Raw genomic sequence first — 16,550 nt, forward strand, 5'->3', positions numbered from 1 at the left:
AGCCGGTCTGGTTTACCGAGCGCCCGCTAGTGCCGGACGTCGGAGCCGCGCTCATTGGAATTGACGCCGAGCGCCCGCAATTTCCGGTGCAGGGCGGAACGCTCCATGCCGACGAATTCGGCGGTGCGCGAGATGTTGCCGCCGAAACGGTTGATCTGCGCCATGAGATATTCGCGCTCGAAGATCTCGCGGGCGTCGCGCAGCGGCAGCGACATCAGGTGCTCACCGCCGGAACCGTTTGGGGATAAAGGGACGTTGGATCCGATGTCCTCCGGCAGCATTGAGGCGGTGATGACGCTGTCCGTCTCGCCGCTGGTCATGATCATCAGGCGCTCGATGATGTTGCGGAGCTGGCGGACATTGCCCGGCCATTCATGCGACTGCAGCACGGCCATGGCGTCGTCGCCGATGCGGCGCGGCGGCAGGCCCGAGGACAGCGAGATCTGGCGCACGAAATATTCGACCAGCTCCGGGATGTCCTCGCGCCGGTCGGCAAGGCTCGGCACTTTCAGCGGCACCACGTTCAGCCGGTGGAAGAGGTCCTGGCGGAAGCGCCCGGCCCCCATCTCGCGCTCCAGGTCGCGGCTGGTGGAGGACACCACGCGCACATCGACCTGCACCTTTGGCCCGCCGCCGACGCGCTGGAATTTCTGCTCGACCAGCACGCGGAGCAGTTTGCCCTGCGTCTCCAGCGGCATGTCGGCGATCTCGTCGATATAGAGCGTGCCGCTATGCGCCTCTTCGAGCGCGCCGACCTTGCGCGGCTGGCCGCCCTGCTCTTCCGTGCCGAAGAACTCGCTCTCGACCCGGTCCGGCGCCATGGCCACCGCATTGACGGCGACGAAGGGGCCGCTGGTGCGGGCCGAAGAAGCGTGCAGCACCCGCGCCGCCAGCTCCTTGCCCGAGCCGGAGGGGCCCGAAATCATCACGCGGCTGTTGGTCGGCGCGACCTTGTCGATGGTCTGGCGCAGGCTGTTGAGCAGGCTGGAGCGCCCGATCAGCTCGGTGCCATAGGCGCTGCGCTCCTTCAGCTCGCGGTTCTCCCGCTTCAGCTTCGAGGCCTCGAGCGCGCGCAGGGCGATCAGCACCAGCCGGTCGGCCTTGAACGGCTTTTCGATATAGTCATAGGCGCCGCGCTTGATGGCCGCGACGGCGGTTTCGATATTGCCATGGCCGCTGATGATGACGACCGGCAGGTCCGGGTGCTGGCGCTTGACCTTGGCCAGCACTTCGAGACCGTCAAGCTTGCTGCCTTGCAGCCAGATATCGAGAATGACCAGGGAAGGGCGCCGCTCCTCGATGGCGTTCAGCGCTTCGTCGCTGTCCTTGGCGAGGCGCGTGGCATAGCCCTCATCCTCAAGGATGCCGGAGACCAGTTCGCGAATATCGGCCTCGTCGTCCACAATCAGGATGTCAGACGCCATAGCTTACTCCCTGTTTTCCGCCCGCTTGGCGGAGTTTCGATTGCTCCTCGGCGAAAGCGTCGCCGCGCATGTCCGGAACGTCCGTAATTTCGCCCGCCTCGATGGCGCGGCGGATCGGGATCACCATTCTGACGATGGCGCCCGTGACCGCGCCGGTCTCGTCATGGGCGTCGTCGAGTTCGAGCAGCCCTTCATGCTGTTCGGCAATGCGCTGCACGATGGCAAGGCCGAGGCCCGTCCCCTTCTGCCGCGTGGTGACATAGGGTTCGGTCAGCCGGTGCCGGTTTTCGGAGGGCAGGCCGCAGCCATTGTCCTCAACCTCGATGATGCAGCGCGTGCCGTGCTCCACGACCCGGGCGATGATGCGGCCGTGATAATTCTCGCCTTTTTGGCCGGACTGGCGCGCGGTGGCAATCGCCTCGCCCGCATTCTTAACCAGATTCGTCACGGCCTGCGTGATCAACCTTCGGTCGCAGTCGATCTTTAGCGGCTTTTCCGGCAGCTCCATCCGGTACTCGACCTCGGAGTTACTCATCTGGAACAGGATGACCGCCTCCTTGACGATGGCGGGGGCGTCATGCTCCTCGAAGACGGGCTTGGGCATGCGGGCGAAGGAAGAGAATTCATCAACCATACGGCCGATGTCGCCGACATGCCGGATGATGGTGTCGGTGCAGCGGTCGAAGATTTCGCGGTCGACCTTGATCGAATCGCCGTATTTGCGGCGGATGCGCTCGGCGGAAAGCTGGATCGGCGTCAGCGGGTTCTTGATCTCATGCGCGATGCGCTGGGCGACTTCTGCCCAGGCCGAGGTGCGCTGCGCGACCACCAGTTCGGTGATGTCGTCGACGGTGACGACGAAGCCGTAATTCTTCTTGCCGCTGCCCTCCTGCGTCACGCGCACGGAGAAGGTGAGGTCGGAACCGGCCCGGCGATAGGTGATCTGCGCCTGCACCGCGCGGCGGGTATGGCCGGGCACCTTCGCCACGATGGCGGCAAATTCCGGAACCGCGTCCTCGATCGGGCGTCCGATCAGCTCGGCCTCGGACCGGCCCAGAAGCTTGAGCGCGGAACTGTTGACCAGCGTCACCACGCCATGGGCGTCGACGCCCATGACGCCCGCCGTCACGCCGGCGAGCACGGTCTCGGTGAAGCGCCGGCGTTCGTCCAACTTGATATTGGCGTCGATCAGGGCATTGCGCTGGCTGCGCAGGTCGGTGGTCATGCGGTTGAAGGTGGCGCCGAGCTGGCCCATGTCGCTGCGCGGGCTCTCCACCTTCACGGTGACGTTGAGATCGCCGCGGGAGACCTCCTGCGCCGCCCCGATCAGGCGTCTGATCGGCGTCACCAGCCGGTTGGCGAACCACAGGCCGATCCAGATCGCCGCCAGCAGCAAGGTCAGCGCGATGACCACATACATCATCGCGAAGGCGATCTGCAGCCCCGTGCGGCCCTGGGCGAGGGCGGCATATTCCTTCACATTGTTGTCGGTGCGCGTCAGATGCCCGATCACCGTCGGATCGACGGGGCGCAGCACATAGAGATAGAGATCATCGAACCCGCCCAGCTTCTTGATGGCGACGATGCGTTCGAGATCGCTGAGGCCGGCGATGCGTCCGTTGCTGGCGCGGGCGAGCGCTTCCGGCGGCGGCGGATAGAAGGGCGCGCGCGGGTCCTTGATGAGCTCGACGACGGGCCGGCCGGCGCCATTGATCAGATAGGCATAGTTCAACCCCCGCTCGACCACCAGAGCAGCGCCATAGCGCTGGAAATCCTCCGGATTGTCCTGCATGAGCTGCGCCGCATTCTCAAGATCCCGCGCAATGCCGACGGCGTCCGCGCCGAGGATCTTGCCATGCTCGCTCAGATAGGCTTTGGCGACGTTGACGCTCTCGCGAATGATGCTCTTGGTGCGCTCGGAAAACCATTGGTCGAGGCCGCGGTCGAGCGAAATGCTGGCGAAGACGGCAAGAAGAATGGCCGGAAACAGCGCGACGAGGCTGAACAGGCTGACGATGCGCACATGCAGGCCGGCGCCTGCCGCCTGCCGCTTGCGCGCGGCCCATAGCCCGATCACCTGATAGGCGATGATCGCGATCATCGCCGTCACCAGCACGCCGTTGATCAGCCATACGATGACGGTGACGTCGCGGGTTGGCTGGATCGCGGTGAAACCCGCAAGCACGAGATAGGTCAGCAGACCCGATATCAGCGAGAGAATGACGATGACCAGCCCGGCACGGAACATCCCGGTGCCGGTCTGAAATGGCGCCTGGTCGTTGTCGTCGTCATAGGACGGAACCGCCGCGGCGCCTGCCCGTCGCACGCTTTTGCGCAAGGCAACCTGCCCCCGCAAGAGCCGCCGCCGGAGCCGGCGCGCCACCGGCCGTCCTCTGTCCGACAGCCGCGCCAGCCGCAGACGGGCGCGTTCGCGCGCCTTGCCCGTCGAGGCCGACAAGGGAGCAAGGTGCTCCGCCCCGCGTCCGCGGATCGAGACCAGCAGGGCGGCCAGCCGCTCAAACCACGGCGTGATGACCGATAGCAAAGCGGAATCCCTCCATCGCGAGCGAAGTGATGGCATATTGTCTGACAAATAGCTCCCTCACCAGCCGCCCGTGCCGAAGCGGCTGCGACTGGTGCAGCATAAACACCCTGTGGCAATTCGGAAACAGATTCCGCGATGACTGCGGAAAAAATAAGACGGAACTAGGCAGATGGAGAACATTTCTCCTGCGGGATTCGCGTCTTGTGTTCAGGGCGGAGCGGATCTTCCGGTGGAAAATCCATACCCGCCCTCGCCTCTTGTCAGACCGGAGCGCGAACGATGCGGATTTTGTGGTCCTTGATCTTTTTTCGCAAGGTGTTTCGATTGAGGCCGAGAAGTTCAGCCGCGCGGATCTGGTTGCCGCGCGTCGCCGCCAGCGCCGCCGTGATCAGCGGGCTCTCGACATCGCGCAGAATGCGGTCGTAAAGGCCGGCGGGCGGCAGCGTATCGCCATAGCCGCCGAAATAGTCGGACAGATAGCCTTCCATCCATTCGCTGAGGCTGTTGGCCGGACCGTCCGACGTGTCGAGCCGCGAGGGCTGGCTGGTGGCCAGTTCCGCCTCGATGATGTCGGCGGTGATGACTTCCTGCGAATAGAGCGCGGTCAGGCGGCGGACGAGATTTTCGAGCTCGCGCACATTGCCCGGCCAGCTATAGCGCTTCAGCCGTTCGAAGGCGTCGGGCTGCAAGGTCTTCCAGGGCAGGCCGGTCTTCTTGGCGGTCTGCAGGAAGTTGTGCACGAGGTCGGGCACGTCCTCGAGGCGCTCGCGCAAGGGCGGCAGGCGCAGCGGCACGACGTTGAGGCGGTAGAACAGGTCCTCACGGAACAGGCCCTGGCTGATCTGCTCCTCGAGGTTCTTGTTGGTGGCGGCGATGATGCGCACGTCGGTCTTGATCGGCGTGCGGCCGCCGACGGTCATATATTCGCCCTCCTGGAGGACGCGCAGCAGCCGCGTCTGCGCCTCCATCGGCATGTCGCCGATTTCGTCGAGGAACAGCGTGCCGCCATCGGCCTGCTCGAAGCGGCCCATGGTGCGGGCCTGCGCGCCGGTAAAGGCGCCCTTCTCATGGCCGAACAGCTCGGACTCGATCAGCTCGCGCGGGATGGCGGCCATGTTGATGGCGAGGAAGGCGCCCTTGCGGCGCTGGCCGTAATCATGCAGGGCGCGGGCGACCAGCTCCTTGCCGGTGCCGGACTCGCCCGTAATCATCACGGTCAGGTCGGTGTGAATGAGCCGCGCCATGATACGGTAGACTTCCTGCATGGCGGGCGAGCGGCCGATCAGCGGCAGGTCCTCGGCCTCGGGCGGGCGCTGGGCGGCGGATTTGGCGCCCTTGGGCTCGCGCAGCGCCCGGCCGACCACGGCCACCAGCTCCTTCAGGTCGAAGGGTTTCGGCAGATATTCGTAAGCCCCGCGCTCGGCGGCCTTGATGGCTGTCGTGAAGGTGTTTTGCGCGCTCATCACGATGATCGGCAGGTCGGGCCGGATCTTCTTGATGCGCGGGATCAGCTCGAAGGCGTTTTCGTCCGGCATCACCACGTCGGTGATGACGACATCGCCTTCGCCCTGGCTGACCCAGTTCCACAAGGTGGCGGCGTTGCTGGTCGCGCGCGATGAGTAGCCCGCACGGGCGAGTGCCTGGTTGACGACCGTGCGGATCGCCGCATCGTCATCGGCGATGAGAACATTGCCACGTCCCACGGTCAGGTCTCCTTCACGCGCCGGTCGGCGCTTTGATACATCGGCATCATCGCCCGAAAGACGGTCTGCCGCGCCTTGGTCTCGCATTCGATGGTGCCGCCATGGTCGCCGAAGATTTTGGCGACCAGCGCGAGGCCGAGCCCTGCCCCGCCGGCCTTGGTGGTGACGAAGGGCTCGAACAGATGCGGCTTCAGCTCGTCCGAAATGCCAGGCCCGTTATCGGTGACGGTGATCTCCAGCGGCAGGCTGACCCGCGTCTCGGAGTTCGGCAGGGAAATGCGCAGGCCCGGCCGGAAGGCGGTCGACAGCATGATCTGGCCGTCATTGCGCCCCGGACCGATGGCCTCGGCGGCGTTCTTGACCAGATTGAGGAAGGCCTGGATCAGCTTGTCGCGATTGCCCGGCACCGGCGGCAGCGACGGATCGTAATTCTGCGAGATGACGATGCCGCGGCCAAAGCCGTTCAGCGCGAGCTGGCGGACATGGTCGAGCACGGTGTGGATGTTGACCGGCTCCAGCTTCAGCGGCCGCTCATCGCCGAACACTTCCATGCGGTCGACCAGCGTGCAGATGCGGTCGGTCTCGCGGCAGATGAGCTGGGCGAGCGGACGGTCCTCGAGCGAGGCGCCCTGCTCCAGGAGCTGGGCGGCGCCGCGAATGCCGGAAAGCGGGTTCTTGATCTCATGCGCCAAAACGGCCGCCATGCCCGACACCGAGCGCGCCGCGCCGCGGTGGGTGAGCTGGCGCTCGATCATCTGGGCCATGCTGCGCTGTTGCAGCATCACGATGATATGGCCCTCATATTCGGGCAGGGGCGCTGCGAAGACGTCGACCGGGCGCTGGCTGGCCGTATCGGGCATGCCGAGGTCCACGGCATATTCATTGACGGCGGTGTTGGTCTGGCGGACTTGCGCGATCAGCGCCAAGAGCGGGCTGGCAAAGGCGACCAACGCCTCGGCCTTGCGGCGGCGCAGGACATTCTCGCTCATGCCGAAAAACACTTCGGCGGCGAAATTGACATAGGTGATGCGATCGTCCTGACGCAGTACCAGCACCGGATGCGGCAAGGCGTGCAGCAAAATATCCGGTGCGATCGATGCGATCCCGCTAAACGGGGGCGGAGTTCTGCGTTCTTTCGTTTCCAAGCGTGCCAAGCCGCGGTTGACCCTGTTCAGATGCCCAAAAAGTCAGCATTCCGTAAATGCGACTATTCGATAGGCATAATAGCAAACGTGGTTGCATTGTCATTACAATTTATCTCGCACTGCAGCATCGCTATTTCGTTGGCAAGCGCCGCCCTTCCCGCTAGGTGTGGCGCAACACCGCACACGCCTTTCCCTAAGCAGGGCCGCTATTTTATGCGCAACGCCGCCATCATCGTCGCCGCCGGACGCGGCACCCGCGTCGCGGGCGCCGAGATGCGCCCCAAGCAATATCTGCCGGTCGGCGGCCAAGCCGTTTTGGCACGCACGCTTGCCGCCTTTTTGGGCCATGAGGGCATCGATCTGGTCCAGGCCGTCATCCATCCCGGCGACCGCGCGCTCTATGATGAAATTGCAAGCGCCCTGCCCTCGCCCAAGCTGCTGCCGCCGGTCGATGGCGGATCGAGCCGGCAGCAATCCGTGCTCGCCGGCCTCGACGCGCTGGAGGAACGCGCGCCGGACAATGTGCTGATCCACGATGCCGCCCGCCCCTTCGTTCCCGCCGCCGCCATCGGGCGGGTGATCGAAAGCCTGGCCAATTCCGCGGCGAGCCTTGCCGCCCTGCCCTTGTCCGATACGCTGAAGGCCGAGAGCAACGGGCTCGTCTCCCGCACCATCAGCCGCGCCGGGCTGTGGCGGGCGCAGACGCCGCAGGGTTTTCGCTTCCCGGCGATCCTGGAGGCGCACCGCGTGGCGGCAGCCGTCGGCCGCGACGATTTCACCGACGACGCCGCCATCGCCGAATGGCACGGCATGGACGTCGCGCTGGTTCTGGGCGCGGAGCGCAACATCAAGCTGACCACCATGGAGGATTTCGAGCTGGGCGAACGGATTCTTGCGAGCGAGGCGCCCTTGCGCGAGATACGCAACGGCACCGGCTTCGACGTGCACGCCTTCGAGCCGGGCGATCAGGTCATCCTCTGCGGCGTCTCCGTGCCGCATGACAGCAAGCTCGCCGGCCATTCCGACGCCGATGTCGGCCTGCACGCGCTGACCGACGCGCTGCTCGGCGCGATCGGGGCGGGCGATATCGGCCATCATTTCCCGCCCAGCGACCCGCAATGGAAGGGCGCGGACTCGAGCGTGTTCCTGGCGCATACGGCCAAGCTCCTGGCTGAAGCCGGCGGGCGCATCGTCAATGTCGACGTGACGCTGATCTGCGAGCGGCCCAAGATCGGCCCCTATCGCGAGCCGATGCGGGAGCGGGTCGCGGGGATTTTGGGCATCGACGTCGCCCGCGTGAGCGTGAAGGCGACGACGACGGAAGGTCTCGGCTTTACCGGCCGGCGCGAGGGCATCGCCGCGATGGCCTCGGCGACGGTTGAGCTGGGTAAGGCGTAGTCTGAGGATTGCGGGTGGGATGCCCCCCTCTCGTCGTCCCGGACACCGCGAAGCGGTGAGCCGGGACCCAATCATCGATCCGCGGGCGCTGCGGCAAGAGGAGAGGCGAGTGGGCCCCGGCTCTGACGGCCGGGGCGACGGATGAGAGACCTCCGGGATTGTGCAAAGGTGACGGTCAGCGCGCGCACGGCCTATGATCTCCTCGACGGATCGGCGTTCCCACCCCTATATGTCTCCATCGAGAAAGGCTAAAGCCATGCGCGAAAAGCTGGTCATGCAGGCGCAAGCGGTCTTGGATTTCTGCCGCGCCAACGACTTCACCATCGCCGCCGCCGAATCCTGCACCGGGGGCCTCGTCGCCGCCTACCTCACCCACATCGCAGGCGCCTCCGACATTTTCGAGCGCGGCTTCGTCACCTATTCCAATGACGCCAAGATCGAACTTCTCGGCGTCGACGCGCAGATGATCGCCGAATTCGGCGCGGTGTCGCGGCAGGTGGCGCTGGCCATGGCGGCGGGCGCGCTGTGGCGCTCGAAAGCGAGCCTCGCCGTCTCGGTGACAGGGATTGCCGGACCGGGCGGCGGCTCGGCGGACAAGCCCGTCGGCCTCGTGCATTTCGCCATCGCCAAGCGGGTCTCGGTCTCGCGCGAGCAGCTCGATTTCCGCGCCCTGCATCATGAAGAGAATTTCGGCGATATCGGCCGGGCGGAAGTGCGTGAGGAATCGGTCGCGACGGCCTTCAGGATGCTTCTGCAGGCGGCGTCGCTTTGAGCGGCAGGTCCGGGGCTGGCTGCACGCCGGTCCGCGCGGAGGACTTCTTGCCGTAGACCTTGTCCGCCCGCTCCTCGAAAGCGGCGGCGAATTTGCGGAAGGCCTTGTCGAACGCCGCGCCCATCAGCGTCTGCAGGATCATCGAGCGGAATTCATAGGCGATGCTGAAGCCGACATCGCAGCTCTCATCGCCGAGCGGCTTGAAGGTCCAGACATTCTCCAGCCGGCGGAACGGGCCGTCGAGATAGGCGACGCGGATCACCTTCGCCTCGCGGTCGAGCACGGCGCGGCTGGTGAAGCTTTCCCGCAGCATCTTGTAGGCCGCCGTCATGCGGGCGGTGATGACATCGTGGCCGGCGGCGTCGCGGGTGCGGCCGATGAGTTTCAAGGACTCGCAGAGCGGCACGAATTCCGGATAGCGCTCCACATCGGCGACGAGGTCGAACATGTCGGTCGCGCTATGGGCGACGCGGCGGCTGGTTTGAAATTGCGGCACGCTTCCTACTCGGCTCCAAAAGTTCAGCCGACCGGACCGTCAGCCATTTCGCCTCGATGGAATTTCATACATGGCGCGCAATTTCCAGATTAAAACAGTGGCGGGTCCGGCGGGCGCGCCGGCAGCCGATCCAAGCAGTGAGGAAAATGGCGATGAGCTGGCATGATTTGCTCGGTTTTATCCTGATCCTGGCCGCCGCCGCCGCGATCCCCGGCCCGGATATCGCGGCGATCGTAGCGACCGGCATCGGCCAGGGTCTCGGGCGCGCTTTCCGCGTGGTTTTCGGCCTCATTCTTGGCCATGCGGTCTGGATGACCGCCGCCGCGACCGGCCTTGCCGCGCTGGCCCTGGCGCTCGGCGCGGCCTTCATCCTGATCAAGATCGGCGCCGTCGCCTATCTGCTCTATCTGGCCTGGAGCCTGTGGACGGCGCCCGTCACGGAGGCGAGTGCAGAGGAGGCGCCCGCGCCAAGCGGCCGCGCGGGCATAGTGACGGGCCTGCTGGTCTCGCTCAGCAATCCGAAGGCGCTGGTGTTCTTCAGCGCCGTCGTGCCGAGCATTTTGCCCATCCAGAATTTGTCGCTGCCGGATTTTGCGCTGGTGATCGCGGCGAGTTCCCTGACCTTCATCGTGGTTTTCGGCGCCTGGGCGTTGCTGGCGGCGAAAGCGCGCGCCTTTCTCGGCCGCACCGCCAACCGCCGCGCCATCAATCGCGGCTCGGCGCTGCTGATCGCGGGGTCGGCGGTCGCGGTGGCGAGCCGCTGACGGCGGGCTAAGCCCCGCCCTGCGGATGCAGGACGGGCATGGCCAGTTCGATGGCGCGGGCGGCGGTTATGCCATGCTTCTGGTCGTGCACCAGCGGATGGTCGCGATCCGGGTCGAGCAGGAGCAGCGGGCGCAGCCTGTTGTCGCGATGGAACAGGCAGGCGGGCAGGCCGAGACTGCCGGGGTAGCCGAGGATTTCGTTGCTCAAATAGCTGAACATGCTGTCGAGCTTGCTCTGATCGTTGTCCTCGAAGCTGTCCCAGTAGCGCTGGAAATTGGCAGGGCTGAGCGAGCCCCAGACGCCCCATTCCAAATTTTGGTTTTGGCCGATAATCGGGATCTCCAATACCACCCGCACAAAGAAATCCTGGCCCTCGACAACGTAGAAGTCGTCTCCGAACCTCTCGACCGGCCGCTCGTGGCCAGGCTCGCCAAGGAATGCTGCCGGTTCGCCACAGGCCAGCGCCGGAAGCCCTGTGTGGCGCTGCTTGCACTGCGGGCATACGAACGACAAGCCATCCATCGCTTCATAATGCGGCATGATCTTCCCTCAGCCTTTCTCCGTCTTGGTCGGTTGCTAGCCTGCGCAGCCTGGCGTGTGAACCGAATTCTTCGAGCGCGGCGACGAGTTTGGGCTGGTGCTGCGCGCGGAAATTCCAGATATAGCGCAGGAATTCGAGGTCGAACCGTTCCGGGCAGCCGTCCGGGCCGCCCTCGCGCTGGCGGCCATAGCTCCTCGCCGTCCGCCAGAGCACGCGCCGGACGCAGCGATGGCGCGGATGATCGAGCCAGACGACGGTGTCGGCGCGGGGCAGGCGGATCGGCAGGCTGCCGGTGTAATTGCCGTCCATCACCCAGCGCGATCCGGCGCTGAGTTCGGTCACGCGCGCCAGCCATTCGGCTTTCGAGGCTCGACCCAGCCCGGGCGCCAGTGCTCGCGGTCGAGGTCGATCAGCGGCAGGCCGTGCGCGGCGGCGAGACGGCGCGCCAATGTGGATTTACCGCTGCCGGAGCAGCCGAGAACCAGCACGCGCTGCATGGTGACCCCCAATTTTTCGAAATCCCCGCGAAGGCGGGGATCCAGTAATCACGGAGATGGCGGTCTCGCTCTGCCCTACGCCAAATGCTGCGGCGTACTGGATCCCCGCCTTCGCGGTGATTTCGTAGGGAGGGGAGCGTGGAGCCCGGAGACTACCGCCGCGCCAGATGGGCCTCGCGGGCGGCGCGCAGGCGGGCGAAATCGTCGCCGGCGTGGTAGGAGGAGCGCGTCAGCGGGCTCGCCGAGACCATCAGGAAGCCTTTGCCATACGCCATCTTCTCATAGCCCGCAAACTCGTCAGGCGTCACGAATTTGGCGACGGCGGCGTGCTTGCGGGTCGGCTGCAGATACTGCCCGATGGTCAGGAAATCGACATCCGCCGTGCGCAGATCGTCCATCAATTGCAGCACTTCGTTCCGCTCTTCGCCCAGGCCCACCATGATGCCCGACTTGGTGAACACCGCCGGATCAAGCTCCTTGGCCTTCTGCAAAAGCCGCAGCGAGGCGAAATAGCGCGAGCCGGGGCGGATGGTCAGATAGTGCGAGGGCACGGTTTCCAGATTGTGGTTGAACACGTCCGGGCGCGCCTCGATCACCATCTCAAGCGCGCCGTCCTTGCGCAGGAAATCGGGCGTCAGCACTTCGATCGTCGTGGCGGGCGAGGCGGCGCGCGTCGCGCGGATCACGGCGGCGAAATGGGCGGCGCCCCCGTCCTTCAGATCGTCGCGGTCGACCGAGGTGATGACGACATGCGACAGGCCGAGCTTGGCCACCGCATCGGCGACTTTTTGCGGCTCGGCGGCGTCGAGCGCGCCGGGCATGCCGGTCTTGACGTTGCAGAAGGCGCAGGCGCGGGTGCAGGTGTCGCCCATGATCATCATGGTGGCGTGCTTCTTCTCCCAGCACTCGCCGATATTGGGGCAGCCGGCCTCCTCGCACACGGTGGTCAGCCCATGCGCGCGGATGATGCCCGCCGTCTCGCGGTAGCCGGCGGAGCCCGGCGCCTTGACGCGGATCCAGTCCGGCTTGCGCATGACGGGCGTATCCGGGCGGTTCGCCTTTTCGGGATGCCGGAGCGCGCCTGCGCCCTTGCCGCGCGTGTCGAGAATGGTGACCATGGAGATTTCCGGATGTGCCTCGCGTTCGCGCTTAAGATAAGCCGGAGCCGGGCAATATGAAAGCCCTCAGCGGGGGGCGATTTTCCAGGTGCCGCGCCACAATATATTGTTAAGTCCTCCTGCGTAGAACGCAACGAATCATGCACGATTGCGGCGGGCGACGGGGCATTTGGAGGATCGAGGATGATACGCGACAAGATTCCATCAGTGGTGACGAGCGGTCTCAGCGAGTTCAAGGAGTTCATCCTGAAAGGCAATGCCTTCGATCTGGCGGTCGCCTTCATCATCGGCGCGGCGTTCTCCGGCATGGTGACGTCGCTGGTTAACGATGTTCTGATGCCGCCGATCGGCTTCATCGTGGGCGGCGTCGACTTCTCCAACTATTACGCCGACCTGTCCTCCTTCTTCGGCTTCAAGCCGGCCGCCGATTCGGTCGACGCGGCGCAGAAATCCGGCCATGCGGTGATCGCCTATGGCAAGTTCTTCAACGCGCTGATCAACCTCGTCATCGTCGGCTTCGTGATCTTCCTCCTGGTGAAGCAGCTCAACCGCTTCCGCCGCGGCGCCGAAAAGCCGGAGAAGACGCCCGAGGAGGTGAAGCTGCTGACCGAGATCCGCGATATCCTCGCCCGCGACGCCCGCAGCGTGCTGCCGGACGGGCATTGAGACCCGAGGCTCCTCCCCTCGTCGTCCCGGACGCCGCGAAGCGGTGAGCCGGGACCCAATCATCGATCCGCGAGCACTGCGGCAAGAGGTGAGGCGAGTAGGCCCCGGCTCTGACGGCCGGGGCGACGAGGATGTGGAGGCGCCTCAGTCTCTCGAAATCCCCGCGAAGGCGGGGATCCAGTACGCCGCAGCGTAAGTGGTTGGGCAGAAAGTCGATTTCGAGTTTGTAAATACTGGTCCCCGCCTTCGCGGGGATTTCGGTTCAGGGGGTAGGCGGGTCGATCCATCTCACCTAATCGAGGCACGGGGCAGCGCGAGGATGTCGAGATGGCCGATTTCGCAGCGCTCCAGCGCCTTGCGCGAAGCGAGCCAGTCGGCGGCTTCGGCGTCCGATATTGCGCCGGTTTCGCGCGCGGCCTGGGCGACGCCTTCGCACACGGCGAGGATCAGCGGCAATTCCTTGCGGTCGAGCAGCCAGGGTGTCGAGGCCTCCCAGACGTCGAAGGCCGACTCGCGCAGGCGGGCGGCAAGGAACGGGCCGGCTTCCGCGCCGGCGGCGGGGCCGAAGCCTTTGTCGGTCTGCTGATGGGCGTTGAAGGCGGCGGTGATGCGGCCGTCGAGCGGGTGGGCCGGGTGCCAGCGCATGAGGCCGTCATAGATCAGCACGGTGTAGAAGGCGCGGCGGTGCTCGGCGAGGAGCGTCACAAAGCTGCCTAGCCAGTCGGTCGAGACGAGGTCGAACAGCGCGGCGGCGGTGACGAGGTCGCCGTCCTCGGCCAGCAGGCGGGCGAGGTGGGTGCGCAGATCGGCGGTCTCGAATTGCACGGCCAGCCCGGCCAGCTTCGCCTTGCCATCCCACGCCTCGATCGCGCCCCGCGCGGCCGCCAGCAGGCGCGGATCGTAATCCACAAGCCGCCAGCTCTGCCTCCCGGGCAGCGCGGGCGCCAGCGCACGCAAGTTCGAGCCGGTGCCGCAGCCGAAATCGACCACGCTGACCTTATCCCGCCCCGCCAGATGCGCCGCCAGCCGCGCGACCAGCCCGGCATCGCGGGCGCGGTGGTCGGCGGGCTCGCGCAGGCGGAGCCATTCGGGCGAAAAGCCGCTCATGCCGATACCTCTTTCACCACTTTGGCGATGATCTTGGCCGTATCGTCCCAGCGCGGCAGCGTTTCGGCATGCGCCCAGGCGGCGTCGGACAGTTTTTGCCGCAGCGCTCGGTCGGTGATCAGCGACGCCAGCGCCTCGGTCAGCGCGTCCACATCCTCGCTCAGCACCAGAATGCCGGCCTCCGGCGGCACCGTATCCGGCACCGCGCCCGCCCGCGCCGCGACGACGGGCAGCCCGCGCGCCAGCGCTTCGGCGAAAACCATGCCGTAGCCCTCATAGCGCGAGGGCATGGCGAAGATGTCGGCGGCGGCGTAAAGCGCGGGCAGCGTCTCGCCGGGGAGCACCCCGGCGAAACGGATGCGGTCGCGCAATTCGCCCGCCTCGACGCGGCGGACCAGCGGCCCGGCGAAATCGCCGTCGCGGTCCAGGCTGCCGGCGATGGTGCATTGCCAGTCGAGATGCGTCAGCCGCGATAAGGCTTCGACGAGCAGATCATGCCCCTTGCGCGGCACCACGGAGCCGATGCTGAGGATCTGGCAGCCGCTCTCGCCGCTCCCTGCCGCGCGCGGCGCCCGCTCGGTCCCCGGCTCGGCGATGGTGACGGGGGGCGGGGGCGCAAAGCCCAGCTCGATCAGCGTCGCAGCCGTCGTACGGCTGGTGACGATGATATGCCGCGCAAAGCCGAGCGCCGCTTTCTCCGTCGCTAGCAGCTTGCGGCTCGCCGCCTCGTCCAGCCCGGTCTCGAGCCCGAGCGGATGATGCAGCATCACCACGACCGGGGCGCTGAGCTCGGCAAAGCACTCCGCAGGCAGCGCGCCGGATGCCAGCCCGTCGACCAGCAGCACCGTATCGTCGGCGACGCTGGCGAGCAGCCGGGCCGTCTCCAGCACCTCTTCCTCGGAGGGAAACGGGAAGCCGCCCGGCAGCAGCAGATGGGCGACCTCGATGCCGTGCTGCGGCAGGAGCGCCATCACCTGCCGGTCATAGGCATAGCCGCCGGTCGGCGTTGCGAGATCGCCGGGGATGGCGAAGCTGAGTTTGGTCACGCGCCGACCGGCCCTTCGAACCAGGCGCGCGCCAGATGGTTTTCGCGCAGCGTGACGCGCAGCCGCGCCAAGCCTTCCGAGCCCGGCCCGAGCTTTCCGGCGCTGACCGCCTTGCCCATCTCGTTGAAGATGTAGCGGCAGAGGAATTCGGTGGTGGTGAGCTGGCCCTGGAAGGCCGGGACCTCGTCCAGATTGGCGTAGTTCACCGGCTTCAGCACGGCGGCGAGCGCTTCGGAGGCGCGGCCGATATCGACGACGACGTTGTGCTCGTCGAGGGTCTCGCGGAAGAAGGCGACATCGACGACGAAAGTGGCGCCGTGCATTTTCTGCGCCGGGCCGAAAAATTCGTTCGGCAGGCTGTGCGCGATCATGATGTGGTCGCGGACTTCGAGTGCGTACAAGACGGCCTCCTCAATGCAGGGGTCAAGGTGTCGGAGCGTGGCGTTCAGTAGCGGATCGCGGTGGCGATGCCGCTCGCGTCGGCCGCGAGCAGGCGCGGCAGGGCGGCGGGCAGATCGTCGAAGGCGACTTCGCCGGTAATCAGCGCGTCGAGGCGGGCATCATCCAGCAAGCCGATGGCCGTTTCAAGCCGTTCGCGGTGGGTTTTGCTGGCGCGCATGGGCGTCGCGACATGGCCGACCTGGGAGCAGATGATCTGCAGGCGCTGGCTATGGAAAGCGCCGCCGAGCGGCAAACTGATCTGCTTGTCGCCGAACCAGCTCACCTCGACGATGCGGCCTTCGAAAGCGGCAATGTCGAGGGCGAGACGCAGGCCCGCTTCCGAGGCGCTGGTATGGAAGACGATCTCGGCGCCCGGCTCGGCCTCCGCCGGCGTGCTGAAACGCGCGCCGAGCGCCGCGGCGATCTGCGCCCGCTCCGGCAGAATGTCGATCAGCGTCACCTGCGCCCCCGGCAGCCGCGCCGCAAGACTGGCGATCAGGCAGCCGACCAATCCGGCGCCGATCACCGCGATGCGCTGCCCGGCGGCCGCGCCGCTATCCCAGAGCGCATTCAGCGCCGTCTCCATGTTCGCGGACAGGATCGCGCGGCGCGACGGCACCGCATCCGGCAGCGGGATGACCCAGCTTTCCGGCAGCGCGAAATGCGTCTGATGCGGGTAGAGGGCGAACACCCTGCGGCCGATGAGCGCAGCGGGTCCCGCCTCGACGAGGCCGACGGCCGAATAGCCGTACTTGACCGGGAAGGGGAAATCACCCGATTGGTGAGGCGCCCGCATCCGCCCCCATTCGCTTTCCGGCAGCCGACCCTCGAAAACCAGCCGCTCCGTCCCCCGGCTCAGCCCGGAATATGTCATCCGTATGAGCAC

The 16,550-nt window shown here is 66.1% G+C and carries 17 protein-coding genes; 4 read left to right on the forward strand and 13 right to left on the reverse strand.

Annotated elements, in window-relative coordinates; all coding sequences use genetic code 11:
• Positions 1-26: 26 nt before the first annotated feature.
• From BLEFHOIH_RS00170 to BLEFHOIH_RS00185, 4 genes are all read right to left on the reverse strand, one after another.
• Entirely contained in the window at positions 27-1,424 is a 1,398-nt protein-coding gene (locus BLEFHOIH_RS00170; RefSeq protein WP_088342473.1) for a sigma-54 dependent transcriptional regulator, read from the reverse strand.
• Complete coding sequence (locus tag BLEFHOIH_RS00175) at positions 1,414-3,969, reverse strand: PAS domain-containing sensor histidine kinase (RefSeq protein ID WP_170936921.1); 2,556 nt, start codon at positions 3,967-3,969, stop codon at positions 1,414-1,416. The genes BLEFHOIH_RS00170 and BLEFHOIH_RS00175 overlap by 11 nt, the downstream gene beginning before the upstream one ends.
• A gap of 260 nt (positions 3,970-4,229) precedes the next feature.
• Positions 4,230-5,672: a nitrogen regulation protein NR(I) gene (gene ntrC, locus BLEFHOIH_RS00180; protein ID WP_088342475.1), complete on the reverse strand. Its 1,443-nt coding sequence runs from the start codon at positions 5,670-5,672 to the stop codon at positions 4,230-4,232.
• A gap of 2 nt (positions 5,673-5,674) precedes the next feature.
• Positions 5,675-6,751, reverse strand: coding sequence for an ATP-binding protein (locus BLEFHOIH_RS00185; protein ID WP_245298224.1), 1,077 nt, complete (start codon positions 6,749-6,751; stop codon positions 5,675-5,677).
• A gap of 279 nt (positions 6,752-7,030) precedes the next feature.
• Here BLEFHOIH_RS00185 and BLEFHOIH_RS00190 point away from each other — a divergent pair, with 279 nt between their 5' ends.
• Together BLEFHOIH_RS00190 and BLEFHOIH_RS00195 are read left to right on the forward strand one after the other, a co-directional pair.
• Complete coding sequence (locus tag BLEFHOIH_RS00190; protein ID WP_088342477.1) at positions 7,031-8,215, forward strand: bifunctional 2-C-methyl-D-erythritol 4-phosphate cytidylyltransferase/2-C-methyl-D-erythritol 2,4-cyclodiphosphate synthase; 1,185 nt, start codon at positions 7,031-7,033, stop codon at positions 8,213-8,215.
• A gap of 256 nt (positions 8,216-8,471) precedes the next feature.
• Positions 8,472-8,987, forward strand: coding sequence for a CinA family protein (locus BLEFHOIH_RS00195; protein ID WP_088342478.1), 516 nt, complete (start codon positions 8,472-8,474; stop codon positions 8,985-8,987).
• Here the strand turns inward: BLEFHOIH_RS00195 and BLEFHOIH_RS00200 are convergent.
• Entirely contained in the window at positions 8,956-9,483 is a 528-nt protein-coding gene (locus tag BLEFHOIH_RS00200; RefSeq protein WP_088342479.1) for a type II toxin-antitoxin system RatA family toxin, read from the reverse strand. The two genes, BLEFHOIH_RS00195 and BLEFHOIH_RS00200, sit on opposite strands and share 32 nt — an antisense overlap.
• 152 nt (positions 9,484-9,635) lie before the next feature.
• On the opposite strand from BLEFHOIH_RS00200, the gene BLEFHOIH_RS00205 reads away from it, so the two are divergent.
• Complete coding sequence (locus BLEFHOIH_RS00205) at positions 9,636-10,247, forward strand: LysE family translocator (protein ID WP_170936922.1); 612 nt, start codon at positions 9,636-9,638, stop codon at positions 10,245-10,247.
• Positions 10,248-10,254: 7 nt separating this feature from the next.
• Here the strand turns inward: BLEFHOIH_RS00205 and BLEFHOIH_RS00210 are convergent, their stop codons facing one another.
• The 4 genes from BLEFHOIH_RS00210 to lipA form a co-directional block, all read right to left on the reverse strand.
• Positions 10,255-10,788, reverse strand: coding sequence for a DUF2199 domain-containing protein (locus BLEFHOIH_RS00210; RefSeq protein WP_088342481.1), 534 nt, complete (start codon positions 10,786-10,788; stop codon positions 10,255-10,257).
• The gene (locus BLEFHOIH_RS00215; RefSeq protein WP_245296802.1) at positions 10,775-11,131 is read right to left on the reverse strand and encodes a hypothetical protein; all 357 of its coding nucleotides are present in this window, start codon (positions 11,129-11,131) and stop codon (positions 10,775-10,777) included. Before BLEFHOIH_RS00215 ends, BLEFHOIH_RS00210 begins: the two co-directional genes overlap by 14 nt.
• Complete coding sequence (locus BLEFHOIH_RS27115; RefSeq protein ID WP_245296803.1) at positions 11,128-11,298, reverse strand: AAA family ATPase; 171 nt, start codon at positions 11,296-11,298, stop codon at positions 11,128-11,130. Before BLEFHOIH_RS27115 ends, BLEFHOIH_RS00215 begins: the two co-directional genes overlap by 4 nt.
• A 140-nt stretch (positions 11,299-11,438) precedes the next feature.
• The gene (lipA, locus tag BLEFHOIH_RS00220) at positions 11,439-12,404 is read right to left on the reverse strand and encodes a lipoyl synthase (RefSeq protein ID WP_088342482.1); all 966 of its coding nucleotides are present in this window, start codon (positions 12,402-12,404) and stop codon (positions 11,439-11,441) included.
• A gap of 183 nt (positions 12,405-12,587) precedes the next feature.
• Here lipA and mscL point away from each other — a divergent pair, with 183 nt between their 5' ends.
• A complete protein-coding gene (gene mscL / locus BLEFHOIH_RS00225; RefSeq protein ID WP_088342483.1) occupies positions 12,588-13,070 on the forward strand; it encodes a large conductance mechanosensitive channel protein MscL in 483 nt (160 codons plus the stop codon).
• Between the two features lie 288 nt (positions 13,071-13,358).
• Here the strand turns inward: mscL and BLEFHOIH_RS00230 are convergent, their stop codons facing one another.
• From BLEFHOIH_RS00230 to BLEFHOIH_RS00245, 4 genes are read right to left on the reverse strand one after another with little or no spacing between them, the layout of a single operon-like run.
• The gene (locus tag BLEFHOIH_RS00230; RefSeq protein ID WP_088342484.1) at positions 13,359-14,177 is read right to left on the reverse strand and encodes a class I SAM-dependent methyltransferase; all 819 of its coding nucleotides are present in this window, start codon (positions 14,175-14,177) and stop codon (positions 13,359-13,361) included.
• Positions 14,174-15,223 (reverse strand): glycosyltransferase family 4 protein, encoded by a 1,050-nt coding sequence (locus tag BLEFHOIH_RS00235; RefSeq protein ID WP_088342485.1) that lies wholly within the window; start codon positions 15,221-15,223, stop codon positions 14,174-14,176. Before BLEFHOIH_RS00235 ends, BLEFHOIH_RS00230 begins: the two co-directional genes overlap by 4 nt.
• Entirely contained in the window at positions 15,220-15,624 is a 405-nt protein-coding gene (locus BLEFHOIH_RS00240; protein ID WP_088342486.1) for a 6-carboxytetrahydropterin synthase, read from the reverse strand. The genes BLEFHOIH_RS00235 and BLEFHOIH_RS00240 overlap by 4 nt, the downstream gene beginning before the upstream one ends.
• Before the next feature lie 44 nt (positions 15,625-15,668).
• Positions 15,669-16,538 carry a zinc-binding alcohol dehydrogenase gene (locus BLEFHOIH_RS00245; protein WP_245296804.1) on the reverse strand — a complete coding sequence of 290 codons (870 nt, stop codon included), beginning with the start codon at positions 16,536-16,538 and terminating at the stop codon, positions 15,669-15,671.
• Positions 16,539-16,550: the final 12 nt, after the last annotated feature.

The organism is Rhodomicrobium sp. R_RK_3 (assembly GCF_002198715.1).
Classification (GTDB): Bacteria; Pseudomonadota; Alphaproteobacteria; order Rhizobiales; family Rhodomicrobiaceae; genus R-RK-3.